Origin of the sequence: Paenibacillus pinisoli (genome assembly GCF_003605435.1) — a bacterium.
In the GTDB taxonomy this organism is placed as follows: Bacteria; Bacillota; Bacilli; order Paenibacillales; family Paenibacillaceae; genus Pristimantibacillus; species Pristimantibacillus pinisoli.
The window spans coordinates 447,798-468,877 of record NZ_QXQB01000003.1 but is presented as its reverse complement, the minus strand read 5'-3'; the positions used below and the strand labels follow the sequence as shown (position 1 = coordinate 468,877).

The window sequence follows — 21,080 nt, the reverse complement described above, 5'->3', positions numbered from 1 at the left end:
TAACGAGAGGAAGAGTTCGCATGCAGCTTATCCAACCATCGAAAGTACAACAGCTGATAGAAAAGCTGAAGGATCAAGATTTGTATGTTCATATCGAACAGACGACAGGCGCCTATGCTGCACACTTCGACAGCTCGAAGCATCCGGCGGCATCGTTCCTGACCAATGCGCGAATCCGCTACAGCCACGGGGCAATCTCGGGAAACGGACCTTTTCGGGTGGGCCTTAAGATGGCTCACGGCTGGGTATACTCGGAAGGGTTGACGCACTACGAGGATACAGAGACCGAGCGGCTTATTATGGCAGGCCACGACAGCCAAGGGAAGCTGATCGTAGCGCTTCAATTAAGCCCGGAGCCCTTCTAGGCGAGAGGAGATGAATCATACAATGGAACAACAAATTTTAGTCGTATTGCCGCATCCGGATGACGAAGCGTTCGGATTGTCCGGCACGCTGGCTATGCATGTTCATAACGGGGCGCGCGTTACATACGCCTGCCTGACGCTAGGCGAGATGGGCCGTAATATGGGCATTCCGCCCTTTGCTTCGCGGGTCACGCTGCCGGCGGTTCGGAAGGCTGAGCTGGAATCGTCCTGCCGCGCGATTGGCATTCAGGATCTCCGGTTGCTGGGCTTCCATGATAAGACGATAGAATTCGAGGATCAGGAGCTGCTGGATTCCCGAATCCGCGAGCTGATCGAGGAGCTGTCGCCAACGCTTGTAGTGACGTTCTATCCGGGCTATAGCGTGCATCCGGATCATGACGCTTGCGGCGCGGCGGTTATTCGGGTCATTAGCCAGATGCCGGCTGAAGAGCGGCCGACCGTTCATTGTCTGGCGTTCTCGCGCAATCATGAGGAGGCTATCGGACGGCCAGATGTTCATTATGATGTGAGAGCTTTCTTGAAGCATAAGCTTGCTTCGATCCAATCGCACCGTTCCCAGTTCCAGGCGGCTGAGCTGCTTGGCAAGAATGAGCTGACACAGCAAGAAATTGAAGCCCGTTTTGGAACGGAGCATTTTTGGACCTATCGATTTTAAGACATAGATATTTACCGGGGGGATTCCATGTTGACGAAGGAAGGAATGAAGAGGGTGCTTGCCCATCCGCTATGGATGCTGCTTGCTATTCCGACTTTAGGTTTGATCTACACATTAATTAACCAGGAGCCGGTCCAGGTGTGGATGCTCTATACGGATTTGGATGATCTGATTCCGTTTATGAAGGTCTTCATCATTCCTTACGCCATATGGATGCCTTTTCTGTATCTTACGTTTATCTTTTTCTACTTCAAGGATCGTCCCACGTATTACCGGACGCTGCTTGCCTATGTCATTAGTGTCTTGATATGCTACGTCATTTATGCCATCTTCCAAACGACCGTACCGAGAGCGGAGCTGCAGGGGAACGACTTGCTGAGCTGGCTGGTGCAGTTCGTCTATACGAATGACGCGCCGTTCAACTGTTTTCCAAGCATTCATTGCTTGTCCAGCTATTTGCTGTTCAGAGCCGCTACCCAGTCGAAGTCAATCGGGCGCGGTACGAAGATTGGGATCGGCATCATTACGTGGTCCATTATTTTGTCGACGTTATTCGTAAAGCAGCATGTGGTGATGGATGTGTTCGCCGGAATTATGCTTGGCCATGTCATCTTCGGATGGGCAGGCCGGCTGCTGAAGTCCCGCAGCAAAGCTGTGTATGAAGAACAGCGCTCTTATTTGTCCCAGTAATATAGGGTGAGGACGCTCAATGGGATGGAATGGGAATAGGAATGACAATGGAAATGGAAATGGACGAATACTATGCATGTGTGCAGGGTTCGCTTAGACGAATGGACGAATACTATGCATATGTGCAGAGTTCACCTAGACGAATGGTCGAATAGCAGAGTTCACCTATTAGATGGTTTAATAAGCTGGCAGTATGCTATCCATGAGTCGATCTGGTGAAAAATAATGTGTTATACAGGGTCTCGGCGCGAGTGCGCCGGGGCTTTTTTTGTTGGGTGGCTGTAAGCCGAGAAACTCTGCATGCAGCGGTTGGTTCCGCTGTTTAGGCGGCTGTAAGCCGAGAAACTCGGCTTACAGTAGCCGGATCGGCCGTCGGGGCAGAAATGATGCTGTAGCGGTGTATGGCGATGTTAGAAGCGTGAAGTTGGCAGAAATGAAGCTGTAGCAGTGTATGGCGGCGTTAGAAGTGTGGAGTTAGCAGAAATGATGTTGTAGCGGTGTATGGCGGCGTTAGAAGCGTGAAGTTGGCAGAAATGATGCTGTAGCGGTGTATGGCGGCGTTAGAAGTGTGAACTCGGCAGAAATGATGCTGCAACGGTGTGAGGCGACGTTAGAAGCGCGGGATTGGCAGAAATGATGCTGTAGCGTTGTATGGCGGCGTTAGAAGCGTGAAGTTGGCAGAAATGAAGCTGTAGCGTTGTATGGCGGCGTTAGAAGTGTGGAGTTAGCAGAAATGATGTTATAGCGGTGTATGGCGGCGTTAGAAACGTGGAGTTAGCAGAAATGATGTTGTAGCGGTGTATGGCGGCGTTAGAAGCGCGGAATTGGCAGAAATGATGCTGCAACGGTGTGAGGCGGCGTTAGAAGCGTGGAGTTGGCAGAAATGATGCTGCAGCGATGCGAGGCGGCGTTAGAAGCGTGAAGTTGGCAGAAATGATGCTGCAGCGATGTGAGGCGGCGTTAGAAGCGTGGAGTTGGCAGAAATGACGCTGCAACGGTGTGAGGCGACGTTAGAAGCGCGGAATTGGCAGAAATGCTGCTACAACGGTGTGAGGCGGCGTTAGAAGCGTAGAGTTGGCAGAAATGAAGCTGTATCGATGCGAGGCGGCGTTAGAAGCGTGGCCCCCGGCTTAGACTGTCGAGGTAATTTAAGAGCAGACGGAAAACTGGATGCATGGCCAGAAAGCGCTGTTGCTTTATTGGCTGAAATGGGAGGAAAATTTTATTTAAACTATTCTGTCAGTAGGGTTGCCGTTCAAAATCCATTACAATCGACCTAATAAGCAAGCAATATGTAGACGAAAAGTTGAAGAGGTGAAGGGCCATGAATCGAAACGCAGCGGCAAGAGTTGCCGAAGAAACGTTGACCATAATAGAGCAGGGGCATTACCGGAATGCCAACAATAAGAATGTGGATATAGGCGGCGCGCTGACCTATGCGATAGAAGGAGCTGTGCTTTACCGGATCGAGGATACGGACCAACTGTTATCCGAGCTGGAGCCTGAGCACACGAACAAGACGATTATCGAAGTGACGGAGGAAACGACGCTTGAGGCTGCGGCCAGACTGGCGAAGGAGGATACAGAGCTGACTTGTTTGAATTTCGCTTCCGCGAAGCATCCGGGCGGCGGGTTTCTGACGGGGGCCAGAGCGCAGGAGGAAAGTCTGGCACGCGCCTCCGGCCTCTACCCGACGATTGCTCAGATGAAGGAAATGTACAGTCACAATGCCGGGCAGCGCACTTGCTTGTACTCCGACTTTATGATTTATTCGCCAAAGGTTCCGGTATTCCGTGATGATAGCGGTGCCTTGCTGGATGAGGCATATCCGGTCTCGATCATAACTGCGCCAGCGGTAAATGCGGGAGTAGTAAGAGAGCGAGAGCCTCACAATATAGCGCTGATTGATCCCGTGATGCGTCGCAGAATCGATAAGGTGCTGGCGGTGGCACAGGCACATAAGCAAACAACGCTAGTGCTGGGCGCATACGGCTGCGGTGTATTCCGGAACAATCCGGAAGAAGTGGCTGCTTGGTTCCGGCAGGCGCTTACAGGCGACAAGTTCCGGGGCGTATTCCGCAAAGTTGTGTTTGCCATATATGATACGAAGCCTGGGAAAGAAGTTTACCGTGCATTTGTCAAACAATTAACTTAGCGTATGACCTATCGGAGTTGGGTATACATCCAAGTATTTAGCGTATGACCTAACGGAGCTAGGATACAGCCAATTAGCTTAGTGTACGATCTAACGGAGCCAGGAAATCATACAAGGGCAGGCTGCGAATGAGCGCACTGAAAAGGAGCCTTAATCGCAGCGGCGTGTTCTTTTAATCGAAAAAGGCCAACCCGTCATACAGTGGAAATCAGCGATAAATAAATACAAGGAGCACAGACGCATGGAGTATGTAATCAAAGAACAAAACTCGGCAGAGTCCAAATCATTTGTCCGGAATGGTCTCATTGCATTCAACCAGGCTCATTTCCCGTCGGAATTGAGGGATAGGTATCGCGAGGTAAATCTGCTTCTGATCGATGGGGAGGGACGGACCTGCGGCGGGCTTATCGGCGAGATCTGCTGGAACTGGATGGAGATCCATATTCTTTATATCGAGGAGCATGCGCGCAAGCATGGCTGCGGCCGGATGCTGATGCAAGAAGCGGAACGGCTGGCCCGCGCGAGTCAATGCGACTTTATGAAGCTGGATACGCTCAGCTTTCAGGCGTACGATTTTTACAGAAAGTTAGGATTCGAGACTTACGGACAAATTGACAATGCCGGGGGATACAAGCATTATTATATGAGAAAAAGCTTTTGAATTGTGGAAGGAGAGATGATGATGAACTTAACTATAGATGCAAAGGACGACTCGAAGGTTGCGATCCTGTCGGGAGACGGTGTTGTGATCGAGGGTGTGCAGGATGCACTGGATGCGATCATGAACGCTCATTATTTGGACTGCGCCAAGGTGCTGATTCGGAAGGAATTGATCCATGAGGACTTTTTCGAGCTGAAGACGGGGCTGGCAGGTGAGATTTTTCAAAAATGCACCAATTATCATACGAAGCTGGCTATTGTCGGTGACTTTAGCGGCTATAACAGCAAAAGCTTGAGGGACTTTATCTATGAGTGCAATCACGGCAATCACTTCTTCTTCAAGGCTACTGAGGAAGAGGGACTAGAAGCGCTGCACGGCGCGAAATAGAGAGAGCAAGGAAGGGACTCCGCTTGAAGCAGCGGAGTCCCTTCTCTCTTAGCTCTATAATTTAAACTTCTCCAGTTGCCCTTGCAACTGCTCAGACATGCGGGAGAGCATACGGGCGGAAGCAGCTACCTCTTCCATGGAAGCAAGCTGCTCTTCCGTTGCGGCAGTTACCTCCTGGGCGCCTCGCACCGTCGATTCGGACGCGGTCATGACGGCTTTCATCGCGCCGACAATTTGCTCTGCGCCCGCAGCCACTTGCTCGATCGAGGAGGAGACATCCTGGATTTGGCCGTTCACGGCATGAACAGAGTTTTGAATATGCTCGAACGCAGTGCCGGCAGAACGGACAGCTCCGAGACCCGATGCGACCTCTTGCGAAGCGGCATCCATCTTCTGCACCGCTTGGCCCGTCTCCTCTTGGATGGACGCAATCAGCTCCGAGATTTGGCCTGCGGAATGCGAGGATTGTTCAGCCAGCTTGCGGATTTCGCTTGCGATGACGAGGAAGCCTTTCCCGTTCTCTCCTGCACGGGCCGCCTCAATGCCGGCGTTCAGCGATAAAATATTCGTTTGCTTCGCCATCTCGGTAATGGCATTCAAGATATGGCTAATCTGGGCCGAGCGCTCGCCGAGCGTATGGATTTGGACGGACAATCCGGATACCGCATCATGAATCGAGCCCATTTGCCGGGTTGCCGTGTGGATCGCTTGGCCGCCGTCTTCGGCCCGTTCATAAGCCTCGGATGCAGAGTCCGATACTTGGCGGGCTCTATCGGAGATATGCAGCACGCCGGCCGACATGTCGCTTATCGTACGGGACGCTTCCTCCAGATGGGTAAAGCCGTCGTTCGCGTCCGTCGCGACTTGCTGCATCGTACCCGCGATTTGTCCTGAAGCGGCAGAGGCCTGCTCGCTTGTCGCGGTCAGCTGCTGGGCGGAAGCGGCCACCTGCTCGGCGCTGCCATGGACATGGCGGATAAGCCCGCGAAGCTGCTCCGACATTGCATTGAAGGAACGTGCGAGATCGCCTACTTCATCCCGGTTGCGGATATTGACCTTCTCGGAGGTGAGATCGCCTGCCGCGATTCGCTCCGCCGTCGCCGCAATAGCTTTGACCGGCCTGGATATGATGCGGCCGACGAACCACGAGATAACGAGGCTGATCGCTACGGCTGCGACGCCAAGCAGCAACACCAACTGCTTGATGGATTCAATCTCGCTATGTACTTCTTCCCTGCTTTCATTGAGCAGGCTTTGCTGATAGACGGCCAGCTCTTCGGCTTTCTGGTCGAATTGCTTCAGAATAGGCTGAGCTTGGGACGAAGCAATCTCCAGATACTGCTTGGCATCGCCGGAAACTCTGAGCTTGATAGCCTTATTAGAGGTAAAGTAGTATTCGCTCTCCAGTTGGTTCAGCTCTTGGAGCATGGCAGCGGCCTCCGGATGCTCGATGATCGACTCCAGATTGCGGCTTAGCGCCCGATAGCCATTGTGAGCGTCGGTGAAGTCTTGCAGCGATTCAGCATCGCCCAGCAGCAGATAGCCGCGCATCGCCGCTTGCTCTTTTTTGACCTCGGCGTTCAGTTCCTGTATGAGTATCAGCTTGTGGGCCTTGTCTTCGATGATGGACGTATATTGACTATCTACCCGGGTGATTTGAGAGTAGCCGATGGCAACGGTGGCCATCAAGATGAGGAGTACGGCGGCAAATCCTGCAAAAAGCTTGCGGTTGATCGTAAAGCGAAACAGATGTTTAGTCGGTTGATTCATAGGCGAAGCATGCCCCTGTCTAATGGATTAAATTGATTTTTTCTACTATATTACATGTCTGAATCTAATTCAATAGTTTAACTATAAGCTTATAGATAATTCCTATTGAAATCGGGATACATGGAAACCCTTACACGGGATGGGCTCAAATGCTAGACTGGACCTCATCACTTGTGCTACATTGGTCGGGTAACGATCTTGCGCAGGCAGTGCCCGGCCCGGCACCTAACTGAACAGTAGGAGAGAAAAACATGATTGGAATTGAGCAGCATCAAGACCGGGGAGTCGCGGAGCAATTGCTGGCGGTGCAGCTGCCCGCATACCGAATCGAAGCGGAGCTGATCGGCTTCTGGGACATTCCGCCGCTTCGGGATACAGCGGAGACGATGATGGCGAGCGGAGAGACCTTTGTCGGCTATCGAATAGAAGGTGCGTTGGCCGGATTCATATCATACGAAGATGAAGGAGACGCGATCGATATTTGCCGAATGGTCGTCCACCCGGATTATTTTCGCAGAGGCATCGCTAGGTCATTGGTTGATTATGTGCTGGAAGGCGCAGGCAAGCATAAGCGGGTCAAGGTGAGTACCGGAGCCGGCAACAAACCGGCCATTGCGTTATACCGGAGCTTCGGCTTCGCGGATGCGGGCGAGATCGAGATTGCGCCAGAGGTCAGACTTGCCCTGTTCGAGCTGCCCTCCATTCGACAATAGTGCGGAACAATAGCGAAATAATAGAGAGTTTGTAGAGTTTAGAAGAAAGTGTTTTCACGGGAATCGAAATGTGTTATTTTAAAAGCAGGTTTCGAAACCCTATTTTTTTGGTTCAAAAGTTTAAGCGCTTAAACTTATGAGCCTAGGTTAGCCAACATCCAATTAAGGAGGCGTTGCAGTTTGTTTACTTCATCGTTATCCGGTTCACCGAGATTGAAGTCCGCGTTTCTTCTGCTTCTGTGCTTGGCTATGGTTGTATCGATTGGTTTCGTTCCGAAGGGCAATGTGGGTAAGGTTCACGCCGCTGGCGAGATGATGCCGTTCCCGCAGCAAGTCAGTTATTCCGGCATTATAAAGCCTAACCATGTGACGCAAGCGGCTATGAATACAGCCGTAGCGGCCTATTATGATTACTGGAAAGGCAAGTATTTGAAAAACAATCTCTCTACGCTTCCAGGCGGGTATTATGTAAAAGGTGAGATTACAGGCAGCGCTGACGGCTTCGTGCCGCTAGGCACATCCGAGGGGCAAGGCTACGGCATGGTCATTACGGCGCTGATGGCCGGACATGATCCCAATGCCCAAACCATCTTCAATGGACTGTTCAAAACTGCACGCGCTTACAAGAGCTCGGGCAATCCCAATCTGATGGGCTGGGTCGTGGCGGACCATATCAATGCCCAAGGGCATTTTGGCTCTGCGACGGACGGAGATCTCGACATCGCGTATTCCCTGCTGCTTGCCCATAAGCAATGGGGCTCGAATGGTACGGTCAATTATTTGGCCGAAGCACAAAACATGATTACGAACGGCATCAAAGCGAGCTATGTAACGACGAACAACCGTCTGAACCTGGGCGACTGGGATTCCAAGAGCTCGCTGGCTACGCGTCCTTCCGACTGGATGCTGTCCCATCTTCGCGCTTTCTACGAGTTCACAGGCGATCAGACATGGATCAACGTCATCAACAATCTGTACAATGTCTATACGCAAGTGAGCAACAACTACGCTTCATCGACAGGATTGATCTCCGACTTCGTCGTGAACAATCCTCCGCAGCCTGCACCGGAATGGTACTTGAATGAATTCCAGCAAACCAATGCTTACTATTATAACGCAGCGCGCGTGCCGCTCCGCATCGTCATGGATTATGCGATGTACGGCGATACGCGGGGCAAGACGATCGCAGACAAAATCGCGGTCTGGATTAAAGGCAAAGCAAGCAACAGCCCGGCCAATATCCGTGACGGCTACCAGCTGAACGGCACGACAATTGGCGGGTACGCAACAGCGGTGTTCGTATCGCCGTTCATTGCGGCGGGCACAACCAGCACAAGCCATCAGGCTTGGGTCAATGCGGGCTGGGATTGGATGAAGAACAAGCAGGAGAACTACTTCAGCGATTCCTATAACCTGATGACGATGCTGTTCATTACGGGCAACTGGTGGAAGCCGACGGCAGCTTCTAGCGATACGCAGGCGCCTACGGTGCCGGGCAGCTTGACGGCGACGGCGACTTCCAGCAGCAGCATTAATCTGACCTGGACGGCTTCGACCGACAATATCGGAGTGTCGGGCTACCGCATCTATCGCGGCGGCAATCAGATCGGCACGGCAACAGGATTGTCTTATGCCGATTCCGGACTAAGCGCGAATACAAGCTACAGCTATACGGTAAGAGCGTTCGATGCTGCGGGCAATTTGTCCGGCAACAGCAATACGGCTTCTGCGACGACTTTATCCGGCACGACGCCGCCGACAGGTACCAATCTGGCTTTGAACAAATCGGCAACCGCAAGCTCCGTTGAAGGGACCGGGTTCGAGGCGTCCAGAGCTTTTGACGGCAGCAGCACGACGAGATGGGCGAGCGCTGAAGGCGTGGATCCGCAGTGGATCTATGTGAATCTGGGCTCTTCGCAGACCGTCAATCGCGTGAAGCTGAACTGGGAAGCGGCATATGCTTCCTCCTATACGATCCAGGTGTCCAATGACAGCGGCACACCGACGAATTGGACGACAGTATATACGACAACTACAGGCGACGGAGGCATCGATGACATTACGTTTGCGGCACGCACGGCCAAATATGTGCGTGTGCACGGGACGGTCAGAGGCACGCCTTACGGGTATTCGCTCTGGGAATTCGAGGTGTACGGGGGCAGCACTGCCCCCTCTAACCTGGCGCTGAACAAAGCGACAGCGACAAGCTCGGTCGAGACAGCAGGCCATGAAGGAGATAAAGCGGTAGACGGCAATGCGGCAACAAGATGGGCCAGCGCTTACGGCGCATCGCCACAATGGATTTATGTCAATTTGGGATCGACGCAAAGCATCAACCGGGTGAAGCTGAACTGGGAAGACGCCTATGCGACCGCTTATTCCATTCAAGTATCGAACGACAGCGGCACGACGCCGACGAACTGGACGACCGTATACAGCACGACGACAGGCGACGGCGCTATAGATGATATTGCATTTGCGGCGGCCAATGCCAAATTCGTTCGCGTCTATGCGACGACAAGAGCGACCGCATACGGATATTCGCTTTGGGAATTCGAGGTATACGGAGCTTAATCGCCGGGGCTTGCATGCTTCTCGACATATAGATTGGAACTTGGCTCTGTACGAGGCTGCGGCTTCGTGCAGAGTTTTTTTTGGGTTTAGAGATGCCGTAATCAGGATATTCATAGTAAGAAGGAGAGTTATCACGTATAATGGAACGTGCGACTTGAAAAGACAAGCATTTGTGACGGAGTGATCAATTGAGCAAAGGAAAAGGTAAAGGCGGAACGGGCAGAGGCACGGATAAGAAGGGCTGGAACCGTTGGCAAGCCAGCGCCAGACGCGCACAGAGCGCTCCCAAGCCTTACAAGAGCAAAGGAACGAAGAGGAAGGATGACACTGCTGCATCGGGCACAAAGAATAGCGGCGGCAGCAATTCCCAATCTTAATACAATAATGACGTATACAATCCAAGGAGTGGTAATTTGAGAAGAAACAAACCGATGTCATTTGATGATCTGTTGGTGGAGCTGAAGGAACAGAAAGCGAATGAGGCGGAACGGGAACAATCGTCGCTTGCTTATCTGTTCAATGAATCGTTTATGAGTAAAAACTCGAATTGCAAAAGCATGCAGCAGTTTTTGGAGAAGGGGAACTTCCAGGCATACACAAAGGAAGATATGAACCTGATTCCCGAGGAACTGCTTAACCGGCATGTTGCCAGAGAAACGCGGTTTTCGGATTGGAAATCAATGCTCGCTGCGGCAGTAGCTGAACAGCAGTAACGCATCACTATACAGGCGCTGGCCTGGCTAGCTAATCGAAAAAGACCGGTCAAGCAAGATGATTGCCTGAGCGGTCTATTGGCATGCCATTATGAGCGGATATGAATGAATTCTTCTCGATGGGATTTAATATAGGCTGCGATATGGCCAAGCGTTGCCGGCAATGCCGAGAGCAGTTGATCATAATGCTCGGATACGATGGCGGACAATGGCGGGTCATGCTCCAAATCCTCGAATGACACATCGAAACCCGCCAAGCTGCGGGGATGCCCTCTCTCCGACAATGCCGCTTCCATCGCCTTGACGATCTTCAGCGTGCTTTTGTCTCCAAAAAGCCCTAAGCCTGCCTGCACTGCTTTCCATCGCAATGGGATAGCCATGAAATAAGCGCTCCACCAATACAGATCCGTTTTCGAATCCCGTACATGGCTGTAGTACGTCCAGAATGCGAACAATGCTTGCTGTCCACGGCTTAATTGCGGATAGACTTTCCCGGCGAAATCTCCGCCAGAGCTCTCCTCTTCCTTGTAAGCCCTTATCAGCGGCGCAAAACAAGCGGCTCCCAGCGACTGGTCCTCCATCGACTCCAATTCTTCATTTTCCATATAGGCAATGATCAATATATCCCCTCCAAAGCCCAGTATATACAATTCATGATGAAGCCTCAACGATATAAATTCATGAATAGAATTGACAAATGCCGGAATCATGCCTATTATTGATTTAATGAATATCTAATTAGATATATGTTAAATTAAAGGGGCGACCATCAGCATGCAGTTGGAGAAAGTGGTTAACTACCATAAGGCGCTGGCTGATCCTACGAGAATCAAGATGCTTATTCTGCTCGCGGAAGGGGAATTGAACGGGGGAGAGCTTGCCGAGAGGCTGTACGTTACCCCTGCAACGATTACCCATCATGCAACGAAGCTGAGAGAAGCCAGCCTTATTAATGAGAGGCGCGACAAGAACACGATCTATTTCAGTCTCAATCATTATTTTATCAAAAACAGCGCTGCTGCAACGGAAGAGCTGATCTACCGCAGATCGGAGGAAGGAGGGAGAACGATGGAGGAGAAGAACGAGGCGCTGCGCGCTTCTGTCATTCGCAATTTTTTCACAGCGGAAGGCAGGCTGAAGAATATCCCGAGCCAGCTGAAGAAGAAGCTGATCGTGCTGGAGCATATCGTGTCTGCTTTGGAGAAGGGCCGCACATACAGCGAGAAGGAAATGAACGAGTTTATTAAAGGCTACCACGACGACTTCGCGACGATCCGGCGTGAATTCATCATGCATCAGTACATGTACCGGGACAAAGAAGTATACGAGCTGAACCCGCAGGAGCTGTGGGCAAGATGGGAGGCTTTGACATGAAGCTGAGGACGTATCAGATCGCAACCCGAGAGCGGGATCAAATGGTGGAAGTGACCGATCGGCTGCGCGAAGCGGTCGGGGAGAGCGGCGTGCAGGATGGCTATGCCATCGTCTATTGCCCTCATACGACTGCCGGCATCGCAATTAATGAGAATGCCGATCCTGACGTTGTGCGGGACGTGCTGCGCAGGCTCGACGAAATCTATCCTTGGGAGCATCCGAAGGACCGCCACGCCGAAGGAAACACTGCCGCGCATATGAAGGCGATCCAGACAGGAACGAGCCAGCTCGTGCTGATTCAGGACGGCAGGCCGGTGCTGGGTACCTGGCAAGGCGTGTATTTCTGCGAATTCGATGGCCCTCGCACTAGGAAGTTTCATGTGAAGATTATTGAAGGGTAATGAAACGGGATAAGGGGCTGTTCGAGGGGGGGAAATAGTAGTGTTACACATCGCTAATCGCTCCATAAGGGCGGTGTTGTACAGACTGAAAGACTAGATTACTAAGGGACACCCCTCTATAATTGAAAGCAAAATGAAGAGATGGCGGTGACAGGTTGTTATCCCTGCACCGCCATCTTTTCATTTTTTGCTGGTTCATTTGTCAAGTGTGGTGTATCACTTGGGTTTAACCTGCTTTTGAGACAACGCCTAGTTAATCATGTCGAAGCCAATCTAACATGTGTTGTGTGATGATAATAGGCTCCTTATTGCCGCTTGGCGGCTGATAGATGGGGATTAGCTGATGCGCGGCTATTGGCTCCAGATGGTCCGTCCATCCGGCGGCATAGGCGATAGCGCCAACGAGTCGTTCGGGAAAGACCCCGTCTTCCCGAAGCGATGCTATCGTAAGCGACTTGTCCCGCTTTGATAATCGATCGCCTTGCTCGTCCGCAATTAGCGGAACATGCGAGAAGGATGGCGGCGTAAGCCCTAGCGCATCATACAGTGCCAGCTGTCGCGGAGTGGAGTCGAGCAGGTCGGCTCCGCGAAGTACATCAGTAATGCCCATCGCCGCGTCATCGACCGTTACCGCTAGCTGGTAGCTGAATATGCCGTCGGCCCGCTTGACGATGAAGTCGCCTAGAGCTTCCCCGTCAAAGCGCATCCTACCGCTTACGCCGTCCTGGAAGACGATCGCTTCCTCCGGCATGATGAATCGGAGGGAGGGCGTCTTCTTCTCTGCTTTGCTCGAGCGCTCTTCGGCGGAGAGATGGCGGCAAAGGCCCGGATAAGCGGGCCCCTCGGACGAAAGGCCATGCGGCGCGCTGGCGATGGAGGCAAGCTCGCTGCGGCTGCAGTAGCAGGGATAGATTCTACCCTTCTCGCGCAGGACATCCATAGCTGCTTCATATAGCTGCCCGCGCTTGCTTTGTTCATAGGGCGCGAATGGGCCGCCCATTCGCGGTCCCTCATCCCAGTCGATCCCTAGCCACAGCAGGTCGTCCTGCTGCTGCTCCGCAAAAGCCGGACGGGAGCGCGGCTTGTCGATGTCCTCGATGCGGAGCAGGAATTCCCCGCCGCACTGGCGCATTTGAAGCCAAGCGGCAAGTGCGCTGAACGCATTGCCGATATGGAGCAATCCCGAAGGCGTCGGTGCAAATCGTCCGCGTCGCTTCATCCTAATCACTCTCCTCGTAACATGCAAAAAAAGAGCAGGCTTGGCCGCTCTTCATTCATTCCTATGTATAGCTCATCCGTTGAGCATTTAAGTCGAAAATGGCGGAGCTGACGGGATTCGAACCCGCGGTCTCCTGCGTGACAGGCAGGCATGTTAGGCCTCTACACCACAGCTCCACACTTTCAAGGTGTCTCACAGACACAAACAGTATCTTATCATGGCAGCATATCGTTTGACAAGTATATTTTTTGGTTTAGACCAATTTTTTTGCGAGCTTGCCTGAGCGCTGCAGATCGCTGCACTAGCCTAATGAATTGGAAAGAGGGATGGGAAGAAACATTTTTTGGGAAACGAGCGTTAAAAGTAGTAAAGCGAAGTCGGGAGTGGATGATGCAATGGAAAGAATGCACTCTGCAATGAAGAGGAAATCAAAGGGACTGATCATGGGCGTACTTCTATTGGTGATAGCTATGCAGCTTGCCGGTTGCAGCGAAGTGCTTCAAGCGATGAACAAAAGGGAGAGCGTAAGTCCGGTGCAAGCATCGGATTTTGTTCACAGGTTCTACCTGGAGCGGGACGATTACAAGGAAGGCGATCAAGTGACCTTTATTTCAGAACTGGAGTATGTAGGCGATCGCAAATCGGTGACGATTAATCATGCGATGTCGCCGTTCTACTATGGTATTCAAGAATCTACGGGCAAATATACATTCATGTTCGTGATGCCTCAGCCATTAATTCATACGACTTTGTATCCGGGCAAGCCTCTTATAGAGAAGTATTCGAACGGCTGGGCTTATTTAAACGACGGCTCCGATACGATTATTGGGAAACCTGCTGATATTCCTTTTCCAGCTGGCAATTACACCGTTGTCGGCTCTACAGATTTCAACGTAGGCGAGTTTGGGGAAGAAAATGAGAATAAAGAGCCGATGGAATTGACCGGAAAGGAAGTAGCGTTCTCGGTAGCACCATAACAGATTGCAGGAATATATTTATAATAGATGGAGCTTCCTCAAAAGAGTTAACTCGAAGAGATAACTCATTGGATGATGAACCAGCGAAACGAAAAGATGGCGGTGCCGGGTTGTTATCCGGCACCGCCATCTTTGGCTTTTGGATTGGCTTACAACTTACAAAGGGTGTCCTTATTTATCTTGCCATTCATTCGGACAATCCCATACTTTCGGACGATTAGCGATGTGTGGCACTGCTACATCGACTTTTGGGGCGATTCCATGCCTGCAACGGTGCCTTACACCGTTATCTGCGTAATTCCGCCCTTTTGTCGCGTTTAGCGACGTCTGGCACTGCTACATCGACTTTTGGTGCGATTTCAGGCATGCAACGGTGCCTTACACCGTTATCTGCGTAATTCCGCCCTTTTGTCGCGCCTAGCGACGAGTGGCACTGCTACATCGACTTTTGGGGCGATTTTAGGCATGCAACGGTGCCTTACACCGTTATCTGCGTAATTCCGCCCTTTTGTCTCGCTTAGCGACGAGCCGCACTGCTATTAAGGGCAGCCCTGCCCACTTCTCGAGTTTACTGCCCCGCCCGCGTCGACATGCTCAGCAGCGCGTGGATATCCTGCGCGATTTGATCCGGCGAGATGTTGTCCGCCAGCGCGTCGGTACGGATCTTGTCGATGGCTTGCACCGCTTTTTCGCCTTCGGCCAGCAGCACCTTGACCTCAGCGCCCATCAATTGCTTGATATGCGCCGCTGCGTTGCTCAAATTATCATGCTGGCCGCCCGATCCTTCCACGCCGCCAAGCCCTTCGCGCGGAGCTGTGCCGGTTGTAGACATGCCTTCGTTCTGATTCAGCAACTTGCGTTGAAGCTCGTCGTAGCTCGATGCGCTTGGCTCGCGCTTCGCTGTTGCGAGGACGACCGAGTCGTCGAAGACGAATACGCGCACATCGGCAATGCCTGCGCTGCTCAGGCGCGATTCCAGATGGGCGGAGAATCCGTTCGCATGCAGCCCGGAGCTGCCGATCATGCTGTAGACGGAAGTGCCAAGGCCATACGTCGTTTGGCCGAGGTTATTGGTCGTGTACGTTTTTTGTCCGTTCTCGCTTGGAATAAGCGAGGAATCGTTAAGCGAATGGGCTTTATGGTGGCCTTTCGGAATCGGCGTGGCCTGCTGAGTGACCGCATTGTTGCGGGCTGTCATATTGCCGTCGGTTGCCGGGGTCATGGAGCAGCCTGCCAAGGCTGCTGCCGATAGGCAAGTGCAGGCGAGCAATTTGAATGTTTTCATCATCGGGTATCATCCTCCACTAAGGGTTCACTCGTTCGACTTTAGGATAACCCTTCCTCTGAAATGAATATTCATGATGGCTTGGAAAATAATAAGCGGGAAGACAGCAAGAAGAATCATACAGGAGGTGCATGAGGTGGTAGGGAACAATGGCAACGGGCTTGTAGCGGATAAGGAAGCGGAACGCGAAGCGCAGCAAGCCGAGGCGAATGAAGGCGCAGTTCTCGAGCATGCCGGAGACGATTATAACAACAAACAAATCAACAACAACTCCCGCCGCAAGTTCTTGGTCAATTCTGGTTATGTGATCGGCACGCTCGCGGTTGGCGGCGCGCTGAGCACGATGTTCGGCTGCACGAACAACAACGGCGGCAACGCGCAGGAGCCGACAGCGACCCCCGGAGGCGGGAAGGAAACCGAAATTCCGAATTACAACCGCGCGCTTATGTATTTCACGCAGGCGCAATTCCGCATCGTGGACAGCGCAACAGAGCGTATTTATCCGGAGGATGACAATGGTCCGGGCGCCAAGAAGCTTGGCGTAGCGTTCTTTATCGACCACCAGCTTGCCGGCGATTGGGGCTTTAACGGCAGGGATTACATGAGTCCGCCGTTCTACTCAGGCGAGAAGGTACAAGGGTATCAAGGCAGGCTGAAGCGAAAAGAAATTTTCGATATCGGCATCCAGGAGCTGGAGAACTACAGCATGACGAAGTACAGCAAAGGCTTTGCCGAGCTGGAGGGCGCACAGCAGGATGAGGTGCTGAAGGTATTCGAGAATGAGGAGGCCAATCTGCCGACCATCTCGGAGAGCTTCTTCTTCCGGATGCTGCGCGCCGCTACGCTCGAAGGCGTATACAGCGATCCGCTATACGGCGGCAATGCCAACATGGAAGGCTGGCGCATGCGCAGCTACCCGGGCTCTCAGATGAGCTACTTGAACATTATCGACAAAGAATTTACGAAGATTGAGCCAACCAGCTTGCAGGCTCACTTGGCCTCGCACTAGCGGAGCCCACAGGAAAGGGAGGATAGGAATGGCCAAGACATTGCCAAAAACAGATGTTGTTATCGTCGGCGTCGGCTGGGCCGGCGGCATTATCGCGGCGGAGCTGACCAAAGCCGGCCTGAATGTCGTCGGACTGGAGAGAGGCAAGGAGCGCAAGACAGAGGATTACTTCATGGTGCATGACGAGCTTCGTTATTCCATGCGCTACGAGATGATGCAGGATTTGTCCAAAGAAACGATTACGTTCCGCAGCAACGACAAGGTGCGCGCCTTGCCGATGCGCCAGTACGGCTCCTTCCTGCTTGGAGACGGGCTTGGCGGCTCTGGCGTTCACTGGAACGGGCAGACTTATCGTTTCCTGCCGTATGATTTTGAGATCAGAAGCAAAACGATTGAACGCTATGGCAAAAACAAAATTCCCGCGGATATGACGATCCAAGATTACGGAATTACGTATGATGAGCTGGAGCCGTATTACGACAAGTTCGAGAAGATGGCGGGCATTTCCGGGGAGCCCAACCCGCTTGGCGGCAAGCGCAGCAGCGAGTATCCGACTCCTCCCATGAAGAAGACGCCGGGAATGCAGATGTTCACCGATGCAGCCAAGAAGCTGAAGCTGAATCCGTATATGATGCCGGCGGCCAATCTGTCGGAGAATTATACGAATCCGGACGGCGTTGCGCGCGCGGCTTGCCAATATTGCGGCTACTGCGAGCGGTACGGCTGCGAGTACGGAGCCAAAGCCGATCCGGTCGTGACGGTCATTCCGGTAGCGAACAAGACAGGCAAATTCCAAATCCGCACGCACTCCAATGTACGGCGCATTCTCCATAAGGGCGGCAAAGCGACTGGCGTTATGTACATAGACGTCACTACAGGCGAAGAGATCATCCAGCCTGCGGATATCGTCGTTGTGACGAGCTACGTCTTCAATAATGTGCGGCTGCTGCTCACATCTAAGTTAGGACAGCCTTATGATCCGTCCAGCGGTAGGGGCGTTGTCGGCAAAAACTATGCTTATCAGGTTATCAAGGGCAGCGCGGTCGGATTTTTCGAAAATAAAGAATTCAATACATTCGCAGGCGCCGGCTCGCTCGGCGTATCGCTCGATGATTACAATGGCGATAACTTCGACCATTCCAATGTCGACTTTATCCATGGCGGCGTAATCGCGATAAGCCAGACAGGCGCGCGGCCGATTCAGAACAATACGGTTCCATCCGGCACGGCTAGCTGGGGCGCGGAATTCAAGAAGCAGTCGCTTCATTATGCGAACCGTACGCTTGCCGTTGGCGCGCAAGGCTCATCCATGTCCTTCAAGCAGCATTTCATTGACCTTGATCCGACGTACAAGGATACATTCGGCGATCCGCTCATGCGCATTACGTTCGACTTCCGCGATCAGGACAAGAATCTGGCGAAGTACCTCGCAGAACGCTGCAACGAGATCGTGAAGGAGATGGGCGCCGACAAGGTGGATTATCTGAAGGAGCTTGGACCGTATGAGATTATGTCGTACCAGTCTACGCACAATACCGGCGGCGTCATTATGGGAGCTGAACCGGGCACATCCGCTGTCAACAACTTCAGCCAAATGTGGGATGCGGACAATGTGTTTGTCGTAGGCGCGAGCAGCTTCCCGCAAAATGCCGGCTACAACCCGACGGCAACCGTAGGCGCATTCGCGTACCGTACGGCGGAAGGGATTCTGAAGTACAGACAGTCCGGCGGATTGCTGGTATAAAAAGAATCTGAAGCCGGCAGCAGGCTGCTCTAGAACAGGTCAGACAAAAGGGACCGTCCAAAAAGCGAATAGTTGTGCCGCATGGTTAATCGTAAGACGGGCGTTCCTCAGTTATCTAAAGAAGCTACCTTTTGGGACAGTCTCGTTAAACCGAGCGGAAATCAGAGCTCTAAGCCGAGAAACTCGGCTTAGAGAGTGCCGCTGAGCGGGAATCAGAACCGCAAGCCGAGAAACTCGGCATAGAGAGTGCCGCTGAGCGGGAATCAGAACTGCAAGCCGAGAAACTCGGCTTAGAGAGTGCCGCTGAGCGGGAATCAGAACCGCAAGCCGAGAAACTCGGCTTAGAGAGTGCCGCTGAGCGGAAATCAGAACCGCAAGCCGAGAAACTCGGCTTAGAGAGTGCCGCTGAGCGGAAATCAGAACCGCAAGCCGAGAAACTCGGCTTAGAGAGTGCCGCTGAGCGGGAATCAGAGCCGCAAGCCGAGAAACTCGGCTTAGAGAGTGCCGCTGAGCGGGAATCAGAATTGCAAGCCGAGAAACTCGGCTTAAAGGTAACCCGCAGCTGCCAAACAAATAGCTGCCGCCTCATTAACCCAAAAAACAGGAGCTGTCCCATAGGTCATTTTATGATTTTGCAGCCCCTACCTTATACAAGATTTAAAGCAAGAAAGAAGCCTTCAAACTCACTTTTGCAGTGGTTTTGAAGGCTTTTTCATCTACGTTTGGGAATTAATTTATTCATTGCTTCCCTTTTGGGACAGCCCCTTCTTGCTGCAGTTGGGCCTCTAGAGAAGCTTCTCCAGCTCATCCGGCTTGTCAAGCTTCGCGGTCGTGTCTTCCTCTACAATGCCGCGTGTCGAGCTGCGGAATTCGCGAAGCGTATCGCCGAACGCCCGGCCGAGCAGCGGCAGCTTGGCTGGCCCGAAGACGATAAGCGCAATCAACAGAATAATGATCAACCCGGAAACGCCAATATTGTTGAACATGTGTCAAAACTCCTTTTTGTGTTGAAGTACTTTTAAATACGAACGACCTCTTAAGTAGGGGACGGAGCGGCTTGGGACATCTTCCTGGCAAAACGGCGCGACAGAAACGCGCTGATCTCGAAGAGTATGAGCAGCGGGACGGTCACGGACAAATGCGACACAAAATCCGGCGGCGAGATGCAGGCGCCTACGACAGCCAGTCCCACATAGGCGTACTTGCGCGTCGAGGTTAGCCTCTCCGGCGTCAGCAGTCCGAGCCTGGTCAGAAACAGCATGACGAGCGGCATCTCGAAGGCGACCCCAAGGGGGAATACGATGCTGAACATAAACGAGAAGTACCGGTCGATGCCGTATGTCTCTACAGCGCCTATGTTATGGTTCATCTCCATCATGAACTGCATCATCATGGGGAAGACGAGGAAGTAGCTGAAGCACACGCCGGCCAGGAAGAGCGCAAAGGATACCGGGACATAAGCCAATGTTCCCTTTGCCTCTGTCGACGTTAGTCCCGGCCTGACGAAAGCCCATAGCTGATAGAGCAGGACGGGCAGCACGAACAGGATTGCGAACAGAAAAGCGCAGCGCAAGTAAATGAATAGGCCGTCCGTGAACGAAAAGACGTTCCATTCCACCGACTCCGCTGTCGGTCCGGCTTTGATGTAGCGCAATATATGCGGGGAAGCGTACAAGCCTCCGCACATGGCCGCAAGGAAGCTCGCCGCAACGACGATCAGCCGCTTTCTCAGCTCCGCAAGATGGCCGATAAGATCCTCTTGCGTATTCATGGCATCACCTCGGCAATTAGATGGATTTTGCTAAATACTGTCATGACCTTACCTTATGGTGTCCACCCTGCGAATCGTTATGCGTTCGCGCTGGAATCTCTGCTTGGGAAGCTGAGCAAGGCGATAGGAAGTTGAATAGGAAGCCGAATATAGGGAAATGTAATAACAGATTTACCAATCAAGGAGGCTATTTCATGATGCGCAATATGAAGTGGTTATTGCTAGTTGCGGCTGTTGTGCTTGTAATTGCTCTGTCCGCTTGCGGCGGAGGAAACAAAAATAACGGCGGAACCAACACCGGCACAAACAATGGGGCTACGAATGGCGGCAATAATGCAGGAGGGGGAGCCGTCGATGCGGCAGCGGCTGAAGCGATCTACAAACAGAATTGCATCGGCTGTCACGCAGTTGATATGACGGGCGGCGTAGGTCCGAACCTGACGAAGGTAGGCGCCAAGTTATCCGTAGACGAGATCAAGGCGACGATTACGAACGGCCGAGGCGGCATGCCGGCATACAAGGATAAGCTGAGCAGCGCCGATATCGATACGTTGTCGAATTGGCTGGCATCGATGAAATAACAGGTCTTGGCAAAC

23 protein-coding genes, 1 tRNA gene and 1 pseudogene are annotated in these 21,080 nt (G+C 52.4%); 18 read left to right on the top strand and 7 right to left on the bottom strand.

Annotated elements, in window-relative coordinates:
- Nucleotides 1–20 precede the first annotated feature (20 nt).
- The 6 genes from D3P09_RS15530 (at nucleotide 21) to D3P09_RS15505 (ending at nucleotide 4,934) form a co-directional block, all read left to right on the top strand.
- The gene (locus D3P09_RS15530; RefSeq protein WP_120111758.1) at nucleotides 21–365 is read left to right on the top strand and encodes a YojF family protein; all 345 of its coding nucleotides are present in this window, start codon (nucleotides 21–23) and stop codon (nucleotides 363–365) included.
- A 22-nt stretch (nucleotides 366–387) separates the two neighbouring features.
- On the top strand, nucleotides 388–1,041 hold the full coding sequence (bshB2, locus tag D3P09_RS15525; protein ID WP_120111755.1) for a bacillithiol biosynthesis deacetylase BshB2: 654 nt from the start codon (nucleotides 388–390) through the stop codon (nucleotides 1,039–1,041).
- 27 nt (nucleotides 1,042–1,068) lie between these two features.
- Complete coding sequence (locus D3P09_RS15520) at nucleotides 1,069–1,731, top strand: phosphatase PAP2 family protein (RefSeq protein WP_120111753.1); 663 nt, start codon at nucleotides 1,069–1,071, stop codon at nucleotides 1,729–1,731.
- Between the two features lie 1,324 nt (nucleotides 1,732–3,055).
- On the top strand, nucleotides 3,056–3,886 hold the full coding sequence (locus D3P09_RS15515; RefSeq protein ID WP_120111751.1) for a TIGR02452 family protein: 831 nt from the start codon (nucleotides 3,056–3,058) through the stop codon (nucleotides 3,884–3,886).
- Between the two features lie 241 nt (nucleotides 3,887–4,127).
- The gene (locus tag D3P09_RS15510) at nucleotides 4,128–4,547 is read left to right on the top strand and encodes a GNAT family N-acetyltransferase (RefSeq protein WP_120111749.1); all 420 of its coding nucleotides are present in this window, start codon (nucleotides 4,128–4,130) and stop codon (nucleotides 4,545–4,547) included.
- 21 nt (nucleotides 4,548–4,568) lie between these two features.
- A complete protein-coding gene (locus D3P09_RS15505; protein WP_120111747.1) occupies nucleotides 4,569–4,934 on the top strand; it encodes a DUF4180 domain-containing protein in 366 nt (121 codons plus the stop codon).
- 54 nt (nucleotides 4,935–4,988) lie between these two features.
- Here the strand turns inward: D3P09_RS15505 and D3P09_RS15500 are convergent, their stop codons facing one another.
- Complete coding sequence (locus D3P09_RS15500) at nucleotides 4,989–6,704, bottom strand: methyl-accepting chemotaxis protein (protein ID WP_120111744.1); 1,716 nt, start codon at nucleotides 6,702–6,704, stop codon at nucleotides 4,989–4,991.
- A 251-nt stretch (nucleotides 6,705–6,955) separates the two neighbouring features.
- Between D3P09_RS15500 and D3P09_RS15495 the strand changes: the two genes are divergently transcribed.
- The 5 genes and pseudogenes from D3P09_RS15495 to D3P09_RS15480 all read left to right on the top strand — a co-directional run bounded on the left by D3P09_RS15495 (nucleotide 6,956) and on the right by D3P09_RS15480 (nucleotide 10,704).
- Entirely contained in the window at nucleotides 6,956–7,417 is a 462-nt protein-coding gene (locus tag D3P09_RS15495) for a GNAT family N-acetyltransferase (RefSeq protein WP_120111741.1), read from the top strand.
- Between the two features lie 231 nt (nucleotides 7,418–7,648).
- Nucleotides 7,649–8,896 (top strand): annotated as a pseudogene (locus D3P09_RS28135) (family 8 glycosyl hydrolase); the annotation flags it as partial.
- Between the two features lie 9 nt (nucleotides 8,897–8,905).
- Nucleotides 8,906–9,991, top strand: a complete 1,086-nt coding sequence (locus tag D3P09_RS28130) for a discoidin domain-containing protein (protein ID WP_243644260.1) — start codon at nucleotides 8,906–8,908, stop codon at nucleotides 9,989–9,991.
- A gap of 188 nt (nucleotides 9,992–10,179) precedes the next feature.
- A complete protein-coding gene (locus D3P09_RS15485; RefSeq protein WP_120111739.1) occupies nucleotides 10,180–10,368 on the top strand; it encodes a DUF3934 family protein in 189 nt (62 codons plus the stop codon).
- A gap of 36 nt (nucleotides 10,369–10,404) precedes the next feature.
- Nucleotides 10,405–10,704 (top strand): hypothetical protein, encoded by a 300-nt coding sequence (locus tag D3P09_RS15480; protein WP_424452447.1) that lies wholly within the window; start codon nucleotides 10,405–10,407, stop codon nucleotides 10,702–10,704.
- An 89-nt stretch (nucleotides 10,705–10,793) separates the two neighbouring features.
- Here the strand turns inward: D3P09_RS15480 and D3P09_RS15475 are convergent, their stop codons facing one another.
- Nucleotides 10,794–11,324, bottom strand: coding sequence for a hypothetical protein (locus D3P09_RS15475; RefSeq protein WP_120111734.1), 531 nt, complete (start codon nucleotides 11,322–11,324; stop codon nucleotides 10,794–10,796).
- Nucleotides 11,325–11,478: 154 nt separating this feature from the next.
- On the opposite strand from D3P09_RS15475, the gene D3P09_RS15470 reads away from it, so the two are divergent.
- On the top strand, nucleotides 11,479–12,078 hold the full coding sequence (locus D3P09_RS15470; RefSeq protein WP_120111731.1) for a DUF2087 domain-containing protein: 600 nt from the start codon (nucleotides 11,479–11,481) through the stop codon (nucleotides 12,076–12,078).
- On the top strand, nucleotides 12,075–12,479 hold the full coding sequence (locus D3P09_RS15465; protein ID WP_120111730.1) for a secondary thiamine-phosphate synthase enzyme YjbQ: 405 nt from the start codon (nucleotides 12,075–12,077) through the stop codon (nucleotides 12,477–12,479). The genes D3P09_RS15470 and D3P09_RS15465 overlap by 4 nt, the downstream gene beginning before the upstream one ends.
- A gap of 253 nt (nucleotides 12,480–12,732) precedes the next feature.
- Here the strand turns inward: D3P09_RS15465 and gluQRS are convergent, their stop codons facing one another.
- Together gluQRS and D3P09_RS15455 are read right to left on the bottom strand one after the other, a co-directional pair.
- On the bottom strand, nucleotides 12,733–13,698 hold the full coding sequence (gene gluQRS, locus D3P09_RS15460; RefSeq protein WP_120111727.1) for a tRNA glutamyl-Q(34) synthetase GluQRS: 966 nt from the start codon (nucleotides 13,696–13,698) through the stop codon (nucleotides 12,733–12,735).
- 99 nt (nucleotides 13,699–13,797) lie between these two features.
- Nucleotides 13,798–13,874: transfer RNA gene (locus tag D3P09_RS15455), tRNA-Asp, on the bottom strand.
- Nucleotides 13,875–14,114: 240 nt separating this feature from the next.
- On the opposite strand from D3P09_RS15455, the gene D3P09_RS15450 reads away from it, so the two are divergent.
- Nucleotides 14,115–14,675 (top strand): hypothetical protein, encoded by a 561-nt coding sequence (locus D3P09_RS15450; RefSeq protein WP_133305012.1) that lies wholly within the window; start codon nucleotides 14,115–14,117, stop codon nucleotides 14,673–14,675.
- A gap of 68 nt (nucleotides 14,676–14,743) precedes the next feature.
- A complete protein-coding gene (locus D3P09_RS27710; RefSeq protein ID WP_165867455.1) occupies nucleotides 14,744–14,896 on the top strand; it encodes a hypothetical protein in 153 nt (50 codons plus the stop codon).
- A gap of 347 nt (nucleotides 14,897–15,243) precedes the next feature.
- Here the strand turns inward: D3P09_RS27710 and D3P09_RS15445 are convergent, their stop codons facing one another.
- A complete protein-coding gene (locus D3P09_RS15445) occupies nucleotides 15,244–15,963 on the bottom strand; it encodes a hypothetical protein (protein ID WP_120111723.1) in 720 nt (239 codons plus the stop codon).
- Nucleotides 15,964–16,096: 133 nt separating this feature from the next.
- Between D3P09_RS15445 and D3P09_RS15440 the strand changes: the two genes are divergently transcribed.
- Together D3P09_RS15440 and D3P09_RS15435 are read left to right on the top strand one after the other, a co-directional pair.
- Nucleotides 16,097–16,969: a gluconate 2-dehydrogenase subunit 3 family protein gene (locus D3P09_RS15440; RefSeq protein WP_424452446.1), complete on the top strand. Its 873-nt coding sequence runs from the start codon at nucleotides 16,097–16,099 to the stop codon at nucleotides 16,967–16,969.
- A gap of 28 nt (nucleotides 16,970–16,997) precedes the next feature.
- A complete protein-coding gene (locus D3P09_RS15435; protein WP_120111721.1) occupies nucleotides 16,998–18,713 on the top strand; it encodes a GMC family oxidoreductase in 1,716 nt (571 codons plus the stop codon).
- 785 nt (nucleotides 18,714–19,498) lie between these two features.
- Here D3P09_RS15435 and tatA read toward each other — a convergent pair.
- Nucleotides 19,499–19,699, bottom strand: a complete 201-nt coding sequence (gene tatA, locus D3P09_RS15430; protein WP_120111719.1) for a twin-arginine translocase TatA/TatE family subunit — start codon at nucleotides 19,697–19,699, stop codon at nucleotides 19,499–19,501.
- A 50-nt stretch (nucleotides 19,700–19,749) separates the two neighbouring features.
- Nucleotides 19,750–20,484, bottom strand: a complete 735-nt coding sequence (gene tatC / locus D3P09_RS15425) for a twin-arginine translocase subunit TatC (protein ID WP_120111717.1) — start codon at nucleotides 20,482–20,484, stop codon at nucleotides 19,750–19,752.
- 194 nt (nucleotides 20,485–20,678) lie between these two features.
- Between tatC and D3P09_RS15420 the strand changes: the two genes are divergently transcribed.
- On the top strand, nucleotides 20,679–21,065 hold the full coding sequence (locus D3P09_RS15420) for a c-type cytochrome (RefSeq protein WP_424452445.1): 387 nt from the start codon (nucleotides 20,679–20,681) through the stop codon (nucleotides 21,063–21,065).
- The last annotated feature ends 15 nt before the right edge of the window (nucleotides 21,066–21,080 follow it).